Source organism: Streptococcus criceti HS-6, from assembly GCF_000187975.2.
Taxonomy (GTDB): Bacteria; Bacillota; Bacilli; order Lactobacillales; family Streptococcaceae; genus Streptococcus; species Streptococcus criceti.
Genome location: NZ_AEUV02000002.1, coordinates 2053097 through 2069969, shown reverse-complemented (window position 1 = coordinate 2069969; position 16873 = coordinate 2053097). Strand labels below are relative to the sequence as shown.

Annotated in this window: 14 protein-coding genes; 9 read left to right on the top strand and 5 right to left on the bottom strand. The window is 41.5% G+C overall.

Features of this window, described 5'->3' with window-relative positions:
• The first annotated feature begins 9 nt into the window (after positions 1-9).
• The 6 genes from recN (at position 10) to STRCR_RS09585 (ending at position 7247) form a co-directional block, all read left to right on the top strand.
• Positions 10-1665 carry a DNA repair protein RecN gene (recN, locus tag STRCR_RS09610; protein WP_004227135.1) on the top strand — a complete coding sequence of 552 codons (1656 nt, stop codon included), beginning with the start codon at positions 10-12 and terminating at the stop codon, positions 1663-1665.
• 457 nt (positions 1666-2122) lie between these two features.
• A complete protein-coding gene (locus tag STRCR_RS09605; RefSeq protein ID WP_420805020.1) occupies positions 2123-2641 on the top strand; it encodes a DUF6287 domain-containing protein in 519 nt (172 codons plus the stop codon).
• Between the two features lie 201 nt (positions 2642-2842).
• Positions 2843-3865: an N-acetyl-gamma-glutamyl-phosphate reductase gene (argC, locus tag STRCR_RS09600; protein WP_004226463.1), complete on the top strand. Its 1023-nt coding sequence runs from the start codon at positions 2843-2845 to the stop codon at positions 3863-3865.
• Between the two features lie 233 nt (positions 3866-4098).
• A complete protein-coding gene (gene argJ / locus STRCR_RS09595) occupies positions 4099-5292 on the top strand; it encodes a bifunctional glutamate N-acetyltransferase/amino-acid acetyltransferase ArgJ (protein ID WP_004227602.1) in 1194 nt (397 codons plus the stop codon).
• A gap of 24 nt (positions 5293-5316) precedes the next feature.
• Entirely contained in the window at positions 5317-6051 is a 735-nt protein-coding gene (gene argB / locus STRCR_RS09590) for an acetylglutamate kinase (protein WP_004226142.1), read from the top strand.
• A 56-nt stretch (positions 6052-6107) separates the two neighbouring features.
• Positions 6108-7247, top strand: coding sequence for an acetylornithine transaminase (locus STRCR_RS09585; RefSeq protein ID WP_004229791.1), 1140 nt, complete (start codon positions 6108-6110; stop codon positions 7245-7247).
• Between the two features lie 530 nt (positions 7248-7777).
• Here STRCR_RS09585 and STRCR_RS09580 read toward each other — a convergent pair.
• From STRCR_RS09580 to nrdH, 5 genes are all read right to left on the bottom strand, one after another.
• Positions 7778-8473, bottom strand: a complete 696-nt coding sequence (locus STRCR_RS09580) for an LrgB family protein (protein WP_004228315.1) — start codon at positions 8471-8473, stop codon at positions 7778-7780.
• Positions 8474-8801: 328 nt separating this feature from the next.
• Positions 8802-9164, bottom strand: a complete 363-nt coding sequence (locus STRCR_RS09575) for a CidA/LrgA family protein (RefSeq protein ID WP_004226975.1) — start codon at positions 9162-9164, stop codon at positions 8802-8804.
• A gap of 357 nt (positions 9165-9521) precedes the next feature.
• Positions 9522-10490 carry a class 1b ribonucleoside-diphosphate reductase subunit beta gene (gene nrdF / locus STRCR_RS09570; protein ID WP_004225500.1) on the bottom strand — a complete coding sequence of 323 codons (969 nt, stop codon included), beginning with the start codon at positions 10488-10490 and terminating at the stop codon, positions 9522-9524.
• Between the two features lie 384 nt (positions 10491-10874).
• Entirely contained in the window at positions 10875-13034 is a 2160-nt protein-coding gene (nrdE, locus tag STRCR_RS09565; RefSeq protein ID WP_004229107.1) for a class 1b ribonucleoside-diphosphate reductase subunit alpha, read from the bottom strand.
• 117 nt (positions 13035-13151) lie between these two features.
• Positions 13152-13376 carry a glutaredoxin-like protein NrdH gene (gene nrdH / locus STRCR_RS09560; RefSeq protein ID WP_004227770.1) on the bottom strand — a complete coding sequence of 75 codons (225 nt, stop codon included), beginning with the start codon at positions 13374-13376 and terminating at the stop codon, positions 13152-13154.
• Between the two features lie 403 nt (positions 13377-13779).
• Here nrdH and STRCR_RS09555 point away from each other — a divergent pair, with 403 nt between their 5' ends.
• The 3 genes from STRCR_RS09555 (at position 13780) to ptsP (ending at position 16847) form a co-directional block, all read left to right on the top strand.
• Positions 13780-14283: a hypothetical protein gene (locus STRCR_RS09555; protein WP_004228896.1), complete on the top strand. Its 504-nt coding sequence runs from the start codon at positions 13780-13782 to the stop codon at positions 14281-14283.
• A gap of 562 nt (positions 14284-14845) precedes the next feature.
• Complete coding sequence (locus STRCR_RS09550; protein ID WP_004225852.1) at positions 14846-15109, top strand: phosphocarrier protein HPr; 264 nt, start codon at positions 14846-14848, stop codon at positions 15107-15109.
• 4 nt (positions 15110-15113) lie between these two features.
• Positions 15114-16847, top strand: a complete 1734-nt coding sequence (ptsP, locus tag STRCR_RS09545; protein WP_004227146.1) for a phosphoenolpyruvate--protein phosphotransferase — start codon at positions 15114-15116, stop codon at positions 16845-16847.
• Positions 16848-16873: the final 26 nt, after the last annotated feature.

Sequence of the window (16873 nt, the reverse complement as noted above, 5' to 3'; positions counted from 1 at the left end):
GGCAAGCCTATGTTATTAGAAATTTCCATTAAAAATTTTGCTATTATTGAGGAAATTTCCCTCAATTTTGAAAAGGGGATGACTGTTCTGACTGGTGAAACGGGTGCAGGAAAGTCCATCATTATTGATGCCATGAATATGATGCTAGGAGCTAGGGCTAGTACGGAAGTTATTCGTCATAATGCTCCCAAAGCTGAAATTCAGGGCTTTTTCGCGGTGGAGGAGAGTCCTGCCCTCAGTCAGGTTATGCAAGAACATGGGATTGAATTCAGTGATGAGCTGATTATCCGACGTGAAATCCTCCAAAACGGCCGCAGCGTCAGCCGTATCAACGGTCAGATGGTCAATCTATCAACCCTCCGTTCGGTTGGTCAATACCTTGTAGACATTCATGGACAGCATGATCAAGAAGAATTGATGAAAGCGACTCAGCATATCAAGCTCCTTGATGAGTTTGGCGATGAGGATTTTCAAGCCATAAAGAAAACTTATCAGTCGACTTTTGATGCCTATCGAAGTCTGCGCAAACGTGTCATTGAAAAGCAAAAGAATGAGCAGGAGCATAAGGCGAGGATAGAAATGCTGGAGTTTCAGTTGGCTGAAATTGAAGCAGCCGACCTCAAAGCTGGTGAAGATGATAAGCTGAATCGAGAGCGAGACAGATTACTCAATTACAAGAATATAGCAGACACACTTAACAATGCTTATGCGATGCTGGATAATGAGGATTTCTCAAGCCTAGCTAATGTTCGCTCTGCCATGAATGATCTCCAGACCATTGAGGCATACGATCCAGATTATAAGGAACTTTTTACTAGCCTATCAGAGAGCTACTATATCTTAGAGGACGTTAACAAGCGTCTATCCGATATCATTGACAATCTTGATTTTGATGGGAATCGTCTCAATGCCATTGATGACCGCCTTAATGTTATCAATACTATTACCCGAAAATATGGCGGAAATGTTGACGATGTCCTAGATTATTTTGCTACGATCAGCAAGGAGTATAATCATCTGACGGGGAATGATTTAGAGAGTGATGATTTGGAGGGGCAGCTCAAGAATTTAGAGAAGAAATTGCTGATGTCCAGTCAAGCGCTGAGTGATAAACGGCATTTCCTAGCCCAGACCCTGGAAAGTGATATTAAACATGAGTTGACAGACCTTTACATGGAAAAGGCAGACTTCCAAGTGCAGTTTAGCAAGGCTAAGTTTAGTCATGAGGGAAATGAGCACGTAGAATTTTACATTTCTACCAATCCCGGAGAAGGCTTTAAGCCACTGGTTAAGGTAGCCTCTGGTGGTGAATTATCCCGTCTCATGCTGGCCATTAAGTCTGCTTTTGCCCGTAAGGAAGATAAGACTTCTATCGTCTTTGATGAGGTTGACACAGGGGTGTCAGGTCGGGTCGCTCAAGCCATTGCCCAAAAGATTTATAAGATTGGCAGTCACGGTCAAGTCTTGGCCATTTCACATCTGCCTCAGGTTATTGCGGCAGCTGATTATCAATTTTTTATTGAAAAGGAAAGCAAGGATGACTCAACCGTTTCCACTGTCCGTCTTTTGACAGCAGAAGAAAGAATTGAAGAAATTGCTAAGATGTTAGCTGGTGATCAGGTTACTCAAGCAGCCTTGAGCCAGGCGAAAGAACTCTTGAAATAAAAATTTACTACTGAAATAAATATTAGAAAGAGACTGGGCAAAAATTTGTCCAGTATCCTTGTTTTGGAATAAGCTCTTGGCGCAGTGGTTGGGAGTAAGACTTGCTAGCTATACTAAGAAGTCTTACCCCTGCACGGTTCATTGGCACTTAGAATCAATGAACCCCTGCTGATTGGCTTTTTCTGTAGCTGGACGCTTCTCAGTTTTTAAGAGAGTGGGACAGAAGTCGATGTTTTATATAAATTGACTTCGTTGTCCCACCTCTTTTTTATTTTTAAAAGTAAAAAATATTTTAATACTACTTGTCAAATCAAGGAAGAGATGATAGAATATCATTTGCATTTAAGGGAGAAAGAATAAATAGCGAAAATAGTATTGAAATACTAATTTTGAATTGAGTATTTTGCTTGAACCACAAGATATAGTATTTCATGTTTGGGGGTGACACAGTATGTTGATGCAGATGGTGAATATCGTAAAAGGAAGTAAGGATAAAGAAAAGAAATTACGTTTTGACCTACAATTAGCCATGTTAATTATAGGTGGAATTATTTTGGCTTTCTCACTAGGAGCTATTGAACAAAAGGTAAGTTCAGATACCTCATCATCTGATCAGCCAGTTGCCCAAACAACTGGGGAAATCTTACCATTGGATACCAATGGTGTCCTCAATGGCGATTATTCCAGTGTAGTCGGAACTTGGAAATGTGATAACGGAGCTAGCATTACTTTTGATACAGCTGGCCAAGTCAGTTATAAATCCAAAAAAGGAAAAATCAGCAAAGGATTGATTTACAATGCCCGCCTCCTAGATGGACGACTGGAAGCCCAATTTCAAACTAAGGGCGGAGAGGTTGTCAGCATTTTCTTGATTCCAACTGGAACCACTAGTAAATATGAAAACCAAAGCTATCAATCTGATGCTGTTCTGGTGAACTCTAAGACATCAGATGATAATCATCCCTTCTATAGATAAATTTAGCTTTCCCATTTATGAGTTAATGAGCTTGAGCTCGTTGGCTCTTTTTTTGTATTCTTCTAACATCAATTGGTAGAAATTGAAATGATAGGAAAGGATAAATTCTGTATAGAATTTCATTTTTTACAAGAAAAACTTGACAATTATACATTTATCATTTAGAATGATCACATATTTATTCAGTTAGAGGTGATTAATATGAAAGTAGCCATTGTCGGTGTTACAGGGTATAGCGGACTTGAATTAGTCCGGTTGCTGGCTGGCCACAGCCAAGCCCAGGTAGCATCCGTTCATGCGACTAAAGAGGTTGGGCAAAAGTTATCCGCTCTCTACCCCCACCTAGCTGGTATCTGTGATTTGGAATTACAAGCCTTTCAAGCTTTGAATATTATTCAAAATACTGATCTAGTCTTCTTTGCCACACCAAGTGGTGTCGCTAAAGAAGCCTCAGAAATCTTTGTTGAGCATGATTTTCCTATGATTGATCTTTCAGGTGATCACCGCTTGTCTGCTCCAAGCTATGAAAAATGGTATGGGAAGCAGGCAGCTAAACCAGCTGTTTTAGATAAATTCACCTATTCCTTGGCTGAATTTGCGGACGGGTACTCAGGAAAGTTCATTGCTAATCCTGGCTGTTATGCCACCGCAACAGAATTGGCCCTGATTCCTCTGATGAATTGGGGGAAGGTCGATTTAGATTCCATCATTGTAGATGCTAAGAGCGGCTTGACTGGGGCAGGGAAAAAGCTGGCTGAATCTAGCCACTTTGTCAACGTCCATGATAATTACATGACGTACAAGATCAATAAGCATCAGCATATTCCTGAAATTGCGCAGGAGCTAAAGAAATTCAATCCTAATTTTCAGCACCTACAATTTTCAACTTCTCTTTTACCAATCAATCGAGGTATCATGGCGACAGCCTATATCAAGATGACAGAAGATGTCAGTCAGGAGGAGGTTTATCGACGTTATCAGGATTTTTATGACGATAAACCTTTTGTTCGTCTGCAAGGCAATTTACCTAACTTGCACGATGTTCTAGGCTCTAACTATACCGATATCGGTTTTGCTTACAATCCGATAACTAAGGTCTTAACCGTAGTCTCTGTCCTTGATAATCTGGTCAAAGGGGCTGCCGGTCAGGCCATTCAAAATATGAACATAGCCTTTGGCTTTGCTGAGACAGATGGCTTGCTATCAGGTCCCAGCTACTTATAAATAAGGTAGTCAGCTGATAAACACTCCGAAGAAAATTAGAAAAACTAATGAAGAAATCTTAGGAAGTTTTCTCTATTTTAGGAGTGTAGGCATGGCAATTGAAGAGTTTCACTAAACCTTTAAAATACTTGTTCAACTGCGAAATTTTCTAAGGAAAGTTTCTAGTTTACTTATCAAGTCGTTATTTGATCACCCAATAATAACAACTGCCGTCATTTAAGGAGGAGAAAATTTTGGAAATACTTAATGGAAATATTGCCAGCCCGCTAGGCTTTTCAGCTGATGGCTTGCATGCTGGCTTTAAAAAGCGGAAATTAGATTTTGGTTGGATTGTTTCAGAATGTCCTGCAAGTGTCGCAGGCGTCTATACCACCAATAAGGTCATTGCAGCACCTTTGATTGTTACTAAGCAGTCGGTGGAAAAGGCTGGACAGCTGCAGGCCATTGTTGTTAATTCAGGGGTGGCCAATTCCTGCACTGGTGTCCAAGGGATGAATGATGCTTGGGAAATGCAAAAGCTGACTGCCGAAAAACTCAGTCTAGCTCCTGAACTCGTTGGCGTTGCTTCGACCGGTGTGATTGGTGACCTTCTGCCTATGGCTACCTTGAAATCAGGCCTGTCTAAGATTGTAGTAAATGGGAATGCTGATGATTTTGCCAAGGCCATTTTGACAACTGACACTCAAACCAAGACAGTGGCAGTTAGTCAAGACTTTGGCCGTGATACGGTTACCATGGCTGGCGTTGCTAAGGGGTCAGGTATGATTCATCCTAATATGGCCACCATGCTGGGGTTTATTACCTGTGATGCTAATATTTCAAGTACTGCCTTGCAAAAAGCCCTGTCAGCTAAGGTTGAAACCACTTTTAACCAAATTACGGTTGATGGTGATACCTCAACTAATGATATGGTTTTGGTCATGGCTAATGGTTGTGCCAAAAATGTTGAAATCTTACCAGATACACCTGAGTTTGAGCAATTTGTAGAGATGTTGGAATATGTTATGGCAGATTTGGCTAAGAAAATTGCTCAGGATGGAGAAGGTGCTACCAAACTTATTCAGGTTGATGTTGAGGGTGTAGCAACAGCCCTCGATGCACGAATGCTGGCCAAGTCAGTTGTTGGGTCTAGTCTCGTTAAGACAGCCATCTTTGGCGAAGACCCTAATTGGGGCCGGATTCTGGCAGCCCTCGGTTATGCGGGTGTTGATATTCCGGTTGACAATATTGATATCTATCTAGGCCAGCTTCCCGTTATGTTAGCTTCCAGTCCGGTCTCTTTTGACAGTGAGGAAATGGATGAGGTTATGCAAGCAGATACCATTCAGATTAGGGTTGATATCCACGCCGGCAATCAGTCCGGCCGGGCTTGGGGATGTGATCTCTCCTATGATTATGTGAAAATCAATGCCCTCTATCGGACGTGATAGCAATTTAAGAAAGGACATTAAATGTCAGATACAATTGTGATAAAAATTGGTGGCCGAGCCAGCCAGAATTTAACTGGTGATTTTCTCGAACAGCTGGCCTCTTGGAAGTCCCAAGGGAAGTCTCTCATCATTGTTCATGGTGGAGGCTATGCCATCAATCAGCTTATGGAAGAAGCCGATATTGCCGTTAAAAAAATTGATGGCTTGCGGGTAACAGACAGCCAGTCGCTTAACCTCGTCAAACAAGCCCTCGTTGAGATTGTCGGAAAAAACATTCTTACCAGTCTGAGTCAGGCTGGTCTTGACGCTCAACAGCTGATAGAGGAACTCCCAGCCCTGGTTGAGGCTGATTTTCTGAACCAAGCTAAATATGGCTATGTCGGACAGGTCAGTCAAATTCACAGTCATGTCCTACAGTCCCTTCTAGAACAAGGGGTTATTCCTCTTATTCCGTCTCTGGGTTATCAAGGAGGTCGGATCCTGCTCAACATTAATGCTGATTATCTGGCAACTAGTCTTGCGGTCGCCCTGCAGGCAGAAAAGCTGATTCTGATGACTGATGTTTCTGGCGTAAAGGAGTCAGGGCAGGTCTTATCCAGCCTGAAAATTGGGGATATTCCTGATAAGATTGAACAGGGAATCATCACTGGCGGTATGGTTCCTAAACTACAGAGTGCTGCTCAGACGGTCAAATCAGGTGTGGCTCAGGTGTTGATTGGTGACAATTTGACCAACGGCACCCTGATTGAAGTTTAAATAGTACTAAAAAATCAAACATAAAAAAGAAAGTCAGTATCCATCTGGAGGTTAACATGACTAAATTATTTTCAAATTATAAACGGTCGACGATCGAATTTGTCAAAGCACAGGGCAATGAATTGATTGATAGTCAAGGCAAGCACTATCTAGATTTTTCAACGGGCATCGGAGTAACCAACCTTGGCTTCCATCCGCAGGTTAAGGCAGCTTTGGAAAATCAGGTACAAGAAATCTGGCACACACCCAACCTTTATCAAAACAGTCTGCAAGAAGAAGTCGCCCAAAAGTTGATCGGTGACTATGATTATCTGGCCTTCTTCTGTAATAGCGGGGCCGAGGCAAATGAAGCAGCTATTAAGATCGCCCGCAAGGCCAGCGGTAAACAAGGCATTATTACTTTCCAAAATTCCTTTCATGGTCGGACTTTTGGGTCCATGTCTGCGACAGGCCAAGATAAGATTAAAACAGGCTTTGGTGATGGAGTTCCCCACTTTAGTTATGCCAAATTCAATGATTTGATGTCTGTCAAAAGCTTGGTTGATGAGCAAACAGCAGCAGTGATGTTGGAAATGGTTCAGGGAGAATCAGGTATTCTCCCTGCGGATAAGACCTTTGTTCAAGACCTAGCCGCCTTCTGCCAAGAAAAGGGAATCTATCTGATTGTCGATGAAGTTCAAACCGGCATGGGACGCACGGGTAAGCTCTTTTCCTTTGAGCACTACGGTATTATACCTGATATCGTCACCTTAGCTAAGGGCCTAGCCAATGGTGTCCCTGTCGGTGCCATGCTGGCTAAGACAAATCTCGGTTCAGCCTTCTCTTACGGCAGTCATGGATCAACCTTTGGCGGCAATAAATTAGCTATGGCGGCCAGTTCGGCTGTCTTGGATATCCTGACTTCACCAGGTTTTCTCGACCAAACTTGGGAAAATGGTAATTATCTCCAAGACCAATTGAAAAAAGTCTTAGCGAATAATCCTAAAATCATTCAAATTCGCGGATTAGGCTATATGATAGGAATTCAGACGACCGAGAATTTAGCAGATTTAGTTCAGGCTGCGCGTGATAAAGGATTGATTGTTCTGACAGCCGGTACCGATGTCATTCGTCTCCTGCCGCCGCTGACCTTGACCAAGGATGAGATTGACAAAGGCGTGGCCATTTTGGCAGATATTTTTACCGAGCAAGGCTAGCGAAACTTACCAGAGGACAGCAAGTTTTAATTTGCTGCTGCCTAGTATAAAAGCGCTTGGAACAAGAGGTTCCAAACGCTTTTTTAATAAGATCGCTAGGGGATACAGCAGTTACATAAAGATATCAAGTACCCAAGGACTGATAGGAGGTGGGTCCAGATAATAATTAACTATAGACTCGTGTTAGGGGCGATGTAGGTCGTCTCCGTCCTCACCATCAACAGTCGCCAGTGCCTGAGTGTCCATCACAACAAATTGTTCAAAAGCTTGTGTTGTCATAAGAGATTTCTTCTTTCTGCTAGACTTGACCTAACAAAATTAGTATAGAATTTTTTTAGAAGCTTGTGAACCCTAAAAATCCTGATGTTAGGGGAAAACAATAGTTCCGTTAAAGAAGATATCCCTTGTCAACTTCAGCGCAAAAATTCTTTCAAATGAAACTAAATGATAAAAATTATAAGGTCGATTAATTAGGAGAAATCTAGCTTATCTAGCTAAGAGTAGAAGTCTATCAGTTGGAACTTACATTCTCATCTCAAAATCAGCTGAGCCACAATCGGACTGATAATGACATACATGACACCGGTAACTCCGATAGCCAAACCTGCCATGGCTCCTTGAATCTGTCCATATTTAAGGGCAGCCCCTGTCCCGATAGCGTGACCGGTACCGCCAAGAGCTAGCCCAAAGGCAATGGGGTCTTGAATTTTGAAGAATTTTAGAACAGATGGGCCGATAACACTTGTTAAAATACCAGTCATAACCACAACCGCAAGAGTCAAAGTAGTAATTCCCCCCATCTTTTGGCTGATACCAATGGCCATGGCGGTAGTGACGGATTTTGGAAAAAGTGAGATAGCAAAGAAAAAGTCTAAGCCAAAACACTTAGCTATCACCGCTGTATAGCAAGTATTGATAATAGTTGATATAGAAGTCCCCAAGAGAATACTGCGATAGTGATGTTTCATCAAGGGAAAATTACGATAAAGGGGAATGGCCAAAGCAACCGTCGAGGGAACAATCAAGGTGTTAAGATAAATGCCACCTTTATAATAGTCAGCATAAGAAATTCCTGTAATTTTCAAAAGAACGATCAAGGCAATGGTAGCAACTAAAAGAGGCGTAGTCGCTGGATGAGGAAAACGCCTAAAAATTAAAAGCCCAATAAGGTAGGCAAAAATTGACAATGATAGACCGAAAATGGGATTGCTGTAAATATCAGCCATGATAACCTCCTATAAGATACAAAGCTGTTAAGCGACTCAAAGAATTTAGGGGTCGGGAGTAGAAACGAACCCTAAATTTGAAAATTTTGGTTCCTATTTCCCCCTAACAAGTTGGCTGGTTTTTTCGCTTAAAAGGAAAACCAGCTAGCAGTGGTTCATTAGGTGCTTTAGCATCAATAAATTGTGCAGGGTCAAGACTATGCTGACTTAGCCAACAAGTCGTGCTCCCAACCACTGCACCAAGAGTTTATTCCAAAAGAGGAATGCTGGACGAATTTTTGTCCAGCCTCAGTGTACATAATTTCACAGAGTTCTAGGTGAGTTCAATTTAATCTTTATAGTCGCCTTCAAAACGATTCTTAATCCAAGTGACAATCAAGCCAATCGTTAATAGATTAATGACTAGAGCTCCTAAAGTAATGATAAGAATTGGCAAAAGATTGGGGATAATAACCTTAAAATATTGCATAATCCCGACACCAGCCGGTAAAAAGAGAATCGTCATATTATCCAGCATGAATTTCCCGACAGTATAAATATGCCGCAAACGAACGAGTTTGACCTCCAAAGCCACAAAAAGCAAAATCAAGCCAATAATGCTGCCGGGAATAGGTAAATTAAAGACAGTAGAGATAATCTCACCGACCAAAGAAAAAATGAGAATAATCATAAACTGAACATAGAGTTTCATGCAGAAGTTTCCCCTTCATTAATTCTGAGAACTTGTATTCACATTTTTTTGACAGTTAGCCTTATGTGGTAGGGACGCAAGCGACCTCCTAACGGAGTGCCATTGCTCATTTTCAAGCCTAGGGTCTTGAAAATCCCCTCGACGATTGACTTAAATAGGGTCAATCGTCTTTTTTCCAACTGACGCTAAGAATTTAAACTTACGAATACAGTTTCTGAATACTTATAACCAGTTTACTACTATGAAAATATATTGCAATATAATGAAACGTTTTCAATAAAAATTGAAAACATTTCAAGAATATCTTGGACACATTAAAACCCTTCCTAGATTCCTAAGAAGGGTTAAGATAGCTATTTATTGCATCTCACGTCCGTAATTATAATCATCGTCCTGCATGGCTTCAACACTACCAAGAAGATAGCCATTCCCAACTTGTGAGAAAAAGTCATGGTTGCTAGTACCAGTCGAAATCCCATTCATGACGATAGGATTAACATCATCAGCCGTATCCGGGAAGAGAGGATCTTGCCCCAGATTCATCAGAGCCTTATTGGCATTGTAACGCAGGAAGGTCATGACCTCTTCGGTCCAGCCTACTCCATCGTAGAGGGTTTTGGTGTAAAGCTCTTCGTTTTCATAGAGTTGATAAAGGAGATCGTACATCCAGTCACGAAACTCGCTTTGTTCTTCTTCTGAAAGTTCGTTAAATCCTAATTGAAACTTATAGCCGATATAGGTTCCGTGAACAGATTCATCACGGATAATGAGTTTAATAATTTCTGCAACGTTAGAGAGCTTATTGTTTCCAAGGTAGTAAAGTGGGGTGAAAAAACCAGAGTAGAAGAGGAAGGTCTCTAGGAAAGTTGAAGCAACCTTCTTTTGGAGGGGATTACCATTGAGATAAATTTCATTGATAATCTCAGCTTTTTTTTGAAGGTATTCATTGTTGTTGGTCCACTCGAAGATCTCTTCAATCTCAGACTTGGTATTGAGAGTTGAAAAGATGGATGAGTAGGATTTGGCATGGACAGATTCCATGAACTGGATATTGTTGAGAACGGCCTCCTCGTGGGGAGTACGAACATCTTTACGAATAGCCTCAACACCAGTCTCTGATTGCATGGTATCAAGCAGCGTCAAGCCTCCAAAAACCTTGCCGACCAAGTCTTTTTCTTCATCAGATAGCTTACGCCAGTCATCCAAGTCATTTGATAGTGGGATACGGGTATCCAGCCAAAATTGCTCAGTGAGCTTTTCCCAAGTTGACTTGTCAATTAGATCTTCAATTTCGTTCCAGTTAATGGCTTTGTAGTATGTTGTCATGAGTTTCTCCAAATTAAGAGGGGGATAATATTATTCAAGAGTTTAGTCAGCGAACTAGGCAAGTCGTCCTAGCGCTTGCCGTGTCAAACATAGGAGTTTTAGCTCCAAGTTTGCCTTGCCTAAAGAGTTACGGCACGCAGTAGAAGGTGTCGCTGGTACCCCTTCTACGAAGTTAGTAAGTGAACTAGCCAAACCGCTGATAGCGGTTGGCGTGTCAAACATAGGAGCTTTAGCTCCAAGTTTGCCTTGTCTAAAGAGTGACGACACGCAGTAGAAGGTGCCGATGATACACCTTCTACGAAGTTAGTAAGTGAACTAGCCAAACCGCCGATAGCGGTTGGCGTGTCAAACATAGGAGCTTTAGCTCCAAGTTTGACTGTTCAGTTAAATCACACAGCTTTCACACTGATTAGCGCCGACTTCATCACCATCATCTGTGAAGGTGCGAACATAGTAGATTGACTTAACGCCTTTATTGAAGGCATAGTTACGAAGGATAGACAGATCGCGAGTGGTTTGCTTGCTTTCTTTTTTCCATTCGTACAGTCCTTCAGGGATATCACTGCGCAGAAAGAGTGTTAGTGATAGACCTTGATCGACATGCTCGGTAGCAGCTGCGTAAATGTCAATGACTTTGCGCATATCCATATCATAAGCAGATGTGTAGTAAGGAATAGTATCCGTTGATAAACCGCTGGCTGGATAGTAGATCTTACCAATTTTCTTTTCCTGCCGCTCTTCAATCCGTTGTGTAATAGGGTGAATGGAAGCGGAGACATCGTTAATGTAAGAGATAGAACCATTTGGTGCAACAGCCAGACGATTCTGGTGATAAAGTCCATCTTTCATTACGGCTTGACGAAGGGCTTCCCAGTCCTCAGCCTGAGGAATAAAGTGATCTTCGAAGAGTTCCTTAACCTTGGCCGACTTTGGAACATATTTGCCAGTGATGTACTTGTCAAAGTAAGTGCCATCAGCGTATTTCGATTTTTCAAAACCAACGAAAGATTCGCCACGTTCACGAGCAATATTGTTAGATTCAACCAAGGTCCAATAGTTCATCAACATGAAATAGATATCAGTGAACTCAATCGATTCAGGACTGCCATACTCAATGTGGTTGCGGGCAAGGAAGGAGTGGAGCCCCATTGCTCCCAAGCCAAAGGTATGAGCTTGCTCATTACCGGCCTTAATTGTTGGGACAGCTTCAATACTAGAGGAATCTGTCACAAAAGTAAGTGCGCGGGTCATAGCCTTAATAGAACGACCAAAATCTGGAGATGCCATCATGTTCACCACATTAGTAGAGCCGAGGTTACATGAAATATCGGTTCCCATCTGTACAAATTCTTGTGCATCGTTAATCAAGCTAGGCTTTTGAACTTGCAGAACCTCAGAACACAAGTTGGACATAATGATGCGGCCGTCGATAGGGTTCGAGCGATTGGCAGCATCGACATTGATGATATAGGGATAGCCTGATTCTTGCTGCAATTTAGAAATCTCAGTTTCTAAATCGCGAGCAGAAATTTTTGTCTTAACAATCTTAGGATTAGCTACCAACTCATCATACTTTTCGGTAATATTAATATAGTTGAATGGGACACCATACTCTTTTTCGATGGAGTATGGACTAAAGAGGTACATATCCTCATTTTTGCGGGCCAATTCATAGAATTTATCAGGAACGGTAATCCCTAATGATAAGGTTTTAACCCGCACCTTCTCATCTGCATTTTCTTTCTTAGTTGACAAGAAAGAAAGAATATCTGGGTGAAAGACATCCAGATAGACTGCACCAGCTCCCTGACGTTGGCCAAGTTGGTTGGAGTAGGAGAAACTGTCTTCAAAGAGCTTCATCACAGGAACGACACCAGATGCTGCACCTGCATAACCCTTGATTGGAGCCCCGGCTTCGCGCAGGTTACTGAGCGAAATCCCAACCCCGCCACCGATACGCGATAGCTGCAAGGCTGAGTTGATGGAACGACCGATAGCATTCATATCATCGGTTACTTGAATTAAGAAGCATGAGACTAATTCACCGCGGCGGCTGCGTCCAGCATTTAGGAAGGATGGCGTTGCCGGTTGGTAGCGTTGGTGGATCATTTCTGTCGCTAGGTCTTTGGCCAGCTGTTCATCACCATCCGCAAAGTAAAGGGCATTAAAAAGGACGCGGTCTTCAATACTTTCGAGGTAGAATTCTCCATCATTCGTTTTTAAAGCATATTGTTGGTAGAACTTATAGGCTGCCATGAAGGATTGAAAATGAAAATCTGCTGCCTGCAGTTCCTGTGCCAGCTCCTCAATAAATTCGACCGAATATTTTCCAATAAACTCAGCCTCGATGTAGTCGTTGTCAATTAAGAAACGCACTTTATCTGTAATGGAATCAAAGGCCATAGAATTAGGAACAACATTTTCCCTAAAGAAAGCCTGCAAGGCTTCTTTATCCTTATTGAGAGGAATTTGACCATTGACAGGGCGGTTAATTTCATTGTTAAGGCGGAAGTAGGAGACTTCGCCCAAATCTTTAAGACTCATAGGTATTTCCTTTTATCTATCTAAATATAGTTATAATGCAGAGGTGATATGGAGGTGTTAAATTTAAACTACCAAGCAGTTTTAGCCTGCTTGGTCAGCGTATTCTTATTCTAGAGATTAAACAATTTCTTTTAATTTAGCAGGTTGAAAACCTGAAAAGGTAACATCACCAGCCTCGATAACCGGTGCCGCCGTAAAACCTAAGCGCTTAACATAATCAATTTTTTCTGGATGCTCATCAATATTGATTTCTTGGTAGTCAGCACCGTTTTGTTCCAAGAATTTCTTGGTCATCTTGCATTGCATACAGTTGTTCTTTGAAAATAATGTGATTTGTGACATTGTGCTCTCCTCAAAATTAATACCTAATTAGGATAACCAAATCAATTTAAAAAATCAAGCAATTTTGCTCGGAAAACACAATATTTTGTGTTTAAGGAAAAATTAACCCCCAACATCTTGTGGTTGTTTTCATCCATTACACAATCTGCCAGAAAGCTAGAAGCAGTAAGGGCTAACTCAAAATCAAGAGCCGAATCATGTGAATGTAATTTCTGCACTATTCATAAAATCAGATTAGTAACTAATAGCCCATCGGTACGAAGCTATTACTTACCCCTAAATTCTCTCTGTTTAAGCTTTTTAGTTGCAAAATGTTGCAAGTGGATTAAGGAGTTTCGATCATCTTGCAATAATATCTTTTTTTTTGTAAACTAAAACTGAAAAAATTTTTAAGGAGTTTCTTATGAAAAAAGCATCCAAATTATTCCTAGGCTTAGGAATAGCCCTTACTCTCATGGTTTTAACAGCTTGTGGCAATGGTTATGATAAAAATGGCATCCCAACAGAGCTGAAGAAATCTTACACTGGATCAACGGATATTGAAGACTATGATGCCAATATCCCTTCTGGGGGTTCAACACTAACATTTAATACGAACTCCCATACTATAAAAGTAAAGACGGATGATGAAACAAAGACAGTTTACTTTAAAGTTTTATCCAAGAAGGATATGACAAAAGATACAAAAGGAAAACTGAATAAAGTTAAGTCTAAACTTGAAGGGAATAAATATTTTGTTATGGTGTTAACTGCTAGAAAGAGTGATTTAACCCAGAAGGCCAAGTCACAAAGCTTCCCGATTTTTGTCAGTGTTAGCGATAGGGGGAATAAAATCCACATGTTCGAATACAACGATGGTTACACCAGGTCTGAATACTTTGATTATAGCGGTGAATCTGATACCTAGAATAATAAGAACCTATAAAGTGAGAGTGAGACAAAAATTGGTAGAGTCTGCGACAAAAGTCCAGACTCTTTAGCATTGTTCTAGATTTACCAGATTGACGCAGTGGGTGGGAGTAAGACTTGTTGGTTATGTCCAACTTAGTCTTACCCCCTGCACAGTACATTAGGTGCTTTAGCACTAATGAACGAACCACTGCTGATTAGCTTTCTGTAACTGGAGCTTCTTAATTTTTTATACGTAATCTTCAAAGATTACAATGTTTTGTGGGTGAGAGCGAAGCCATCATGGCTGTTTGCCCCACCCTCTTGATTTTCCTCTATCTTATTTTAAAGCTCAGATAGAAATCCTCCACTGGAGCACTTCTATCCCAACATTTTTATGCCTTTTCCGTTAAATAAGTTTCTTGAAAACTCGGATTGAAATATTTAGGAAAAGGGTTTCATTTTTTATGGAAAATAGGGTTAAGTCTTGAAAATGGAAGGGTGATATGATATAATCCTATTTTGTAAGGGTTATCATAAGATGATCTAAAATATTTACATTAGAAAAAAGGAGAACCATTATGGCTTCTAAAGATTTCCACATTGTTGCAGAAACAGGTATCCACGCTCGTCCAGCTACTTTGCTCGTTCAAACAGCTAGCAAATTTGCTTCAGATATCACTTTGGATTACAAAGGTAAATCAGTAAACCTTAAGTCAATTATGGGGGTTATGAGCCTTGGTGTTGGTCAAGGTGCTGATGTGACAATCTCAGCTGAAGGTACAGATGCTGACGATGCTCTTGCAGCTATCGACGAAACAATGACAAAAGAAGGATTGGCTTAAAATTATGACAGAAATGCTTAAAGGAATCGCAGCATCTGATGGTGTTGCTGTTGCTAAGGCATATCTGCTGGTTCAACCGGACTTATCATTTGAAACTGTATCCGTTACAGATACAAATGCAGAGGAAGCTCGTCTAGACGCAGCTCTAGCAGCGTCTCAAGACGAGCTTTCTCTTATCCGTGAAAAAGCAGTAGGAAGCCTTGGTGAAGAAGCCGCAGCCGTATTTGATGCTCACTTGATGGTTCTTGCTGACCCAGAAATGATTGGTCAAATTAAAGAAACCATCCGTGCTAAAGAAGTAAATGCGGAAGCTGCCTTGACAGAAGTGACTGACATGTTCATCACTATTTTTGAGGGTATGGAAGATAATCCATACATGCAAGAACGGGCTGCTGACATTCGCGATGTAACCAAACGTGTTTTGGCAAACTTGCTCGGTAAGAAGTTGCCAAACCCCGCTTCTATTGATGAAGAATCCATCGTCATTGCTAATGACCTGACCCCTTCTGACACCGCTCAATTGGACAAGAAGTTTGTTAAAGCCTTTGTGACTAACATTGGTGGACGTACCAGTCACTCTGCTATTATGGCGCGTACGCTGGAAATCGCAGCCGTACTTGGTACCAATAATGTTACCGAAGTGGTTAAAAACGGCGATGTGGTAGCTGTTAATGGTATTACTGGTCAGGTTATCGTCAACCCAAGTGATGATCAAGTAGCTGAATTCAAGGCCGCTGGAGAAGCTTACGCTAAGCAAAAAGCTGAATGGGCTCTTCTTAAAGATGCTGAAACAGTAACAGCTGATGGCAAGCATTTTGAATTGGCTGCTAACATTGGTACACCTAAGGACGTTCAAGGGGTTAATGACAATGGTGCAGAGGCTGTTGGTCTTTACCGGACTGAATTCCTCTACATGGATTCTCAAGACTTCCCAACTGAAGATGAGCAATACCAAGCTTACAAGGAAGTTTTGGAAGGCATGAATGGTAAGCCAGTTGTGGTTCGTACTATGGATATCGGTGGTGATAAGGAATTACCTTACTTCGACCTACCGAAGGAAATGAACCCCTTCCTTGGTTTCCGTGCTTTGCGTATCTCTATTTCAGAAACTGGCGATGCTATGTTCCGTACACAAATCCGTGCGCTCCTTCGGGCATCTGTACATGGTCAATTGCGCATCATGTTCCCAATGGTTGCCCTACTTAAAGAATTCCGTGCTGCTAAGGCTGTCTTCGATGAAGAAAAAGCAAAATTGCAGGCAGAAGGTGTCCCTGTTGCCGACAACATTGAAGTGGGTATTATGATTGAAATCCCTGCTGCAGCAATGTTGGCTGACCAATTTGCCAAGGAAGTTGATTTCTTCTCAATTGGTACTAACGATTTGATTCAATACACCATGGCTGCTGACCGGATGAATGAACAGGTATCCTACCTCTATCAACCATACAACCCATCAATCTTGCGTTTGATTAACAATGTCGTTAAGGCAGCTCACGCAGAAGGTAAATGGGCTGGTATGTGTGGTGAAATGGCCGGTGACCAAAAGGCTGTTCCACTCCTTGTAGGTATTGGACTTGATGAATTCTCAATGTCTGCAACATCTGTTCTTCGGACTCGCAGCTTGATGAAGAAACTTGATACCAAAAAGATGGAGGAATTGGCACAACGTGCGTTGACAGAATGCTCTACAATGGAAGAAGTTCTGGAACTTGAAAAAGAATACGTTGATGTTGACTAAGCCATCACTAAAAGGTTAGAGCCCAG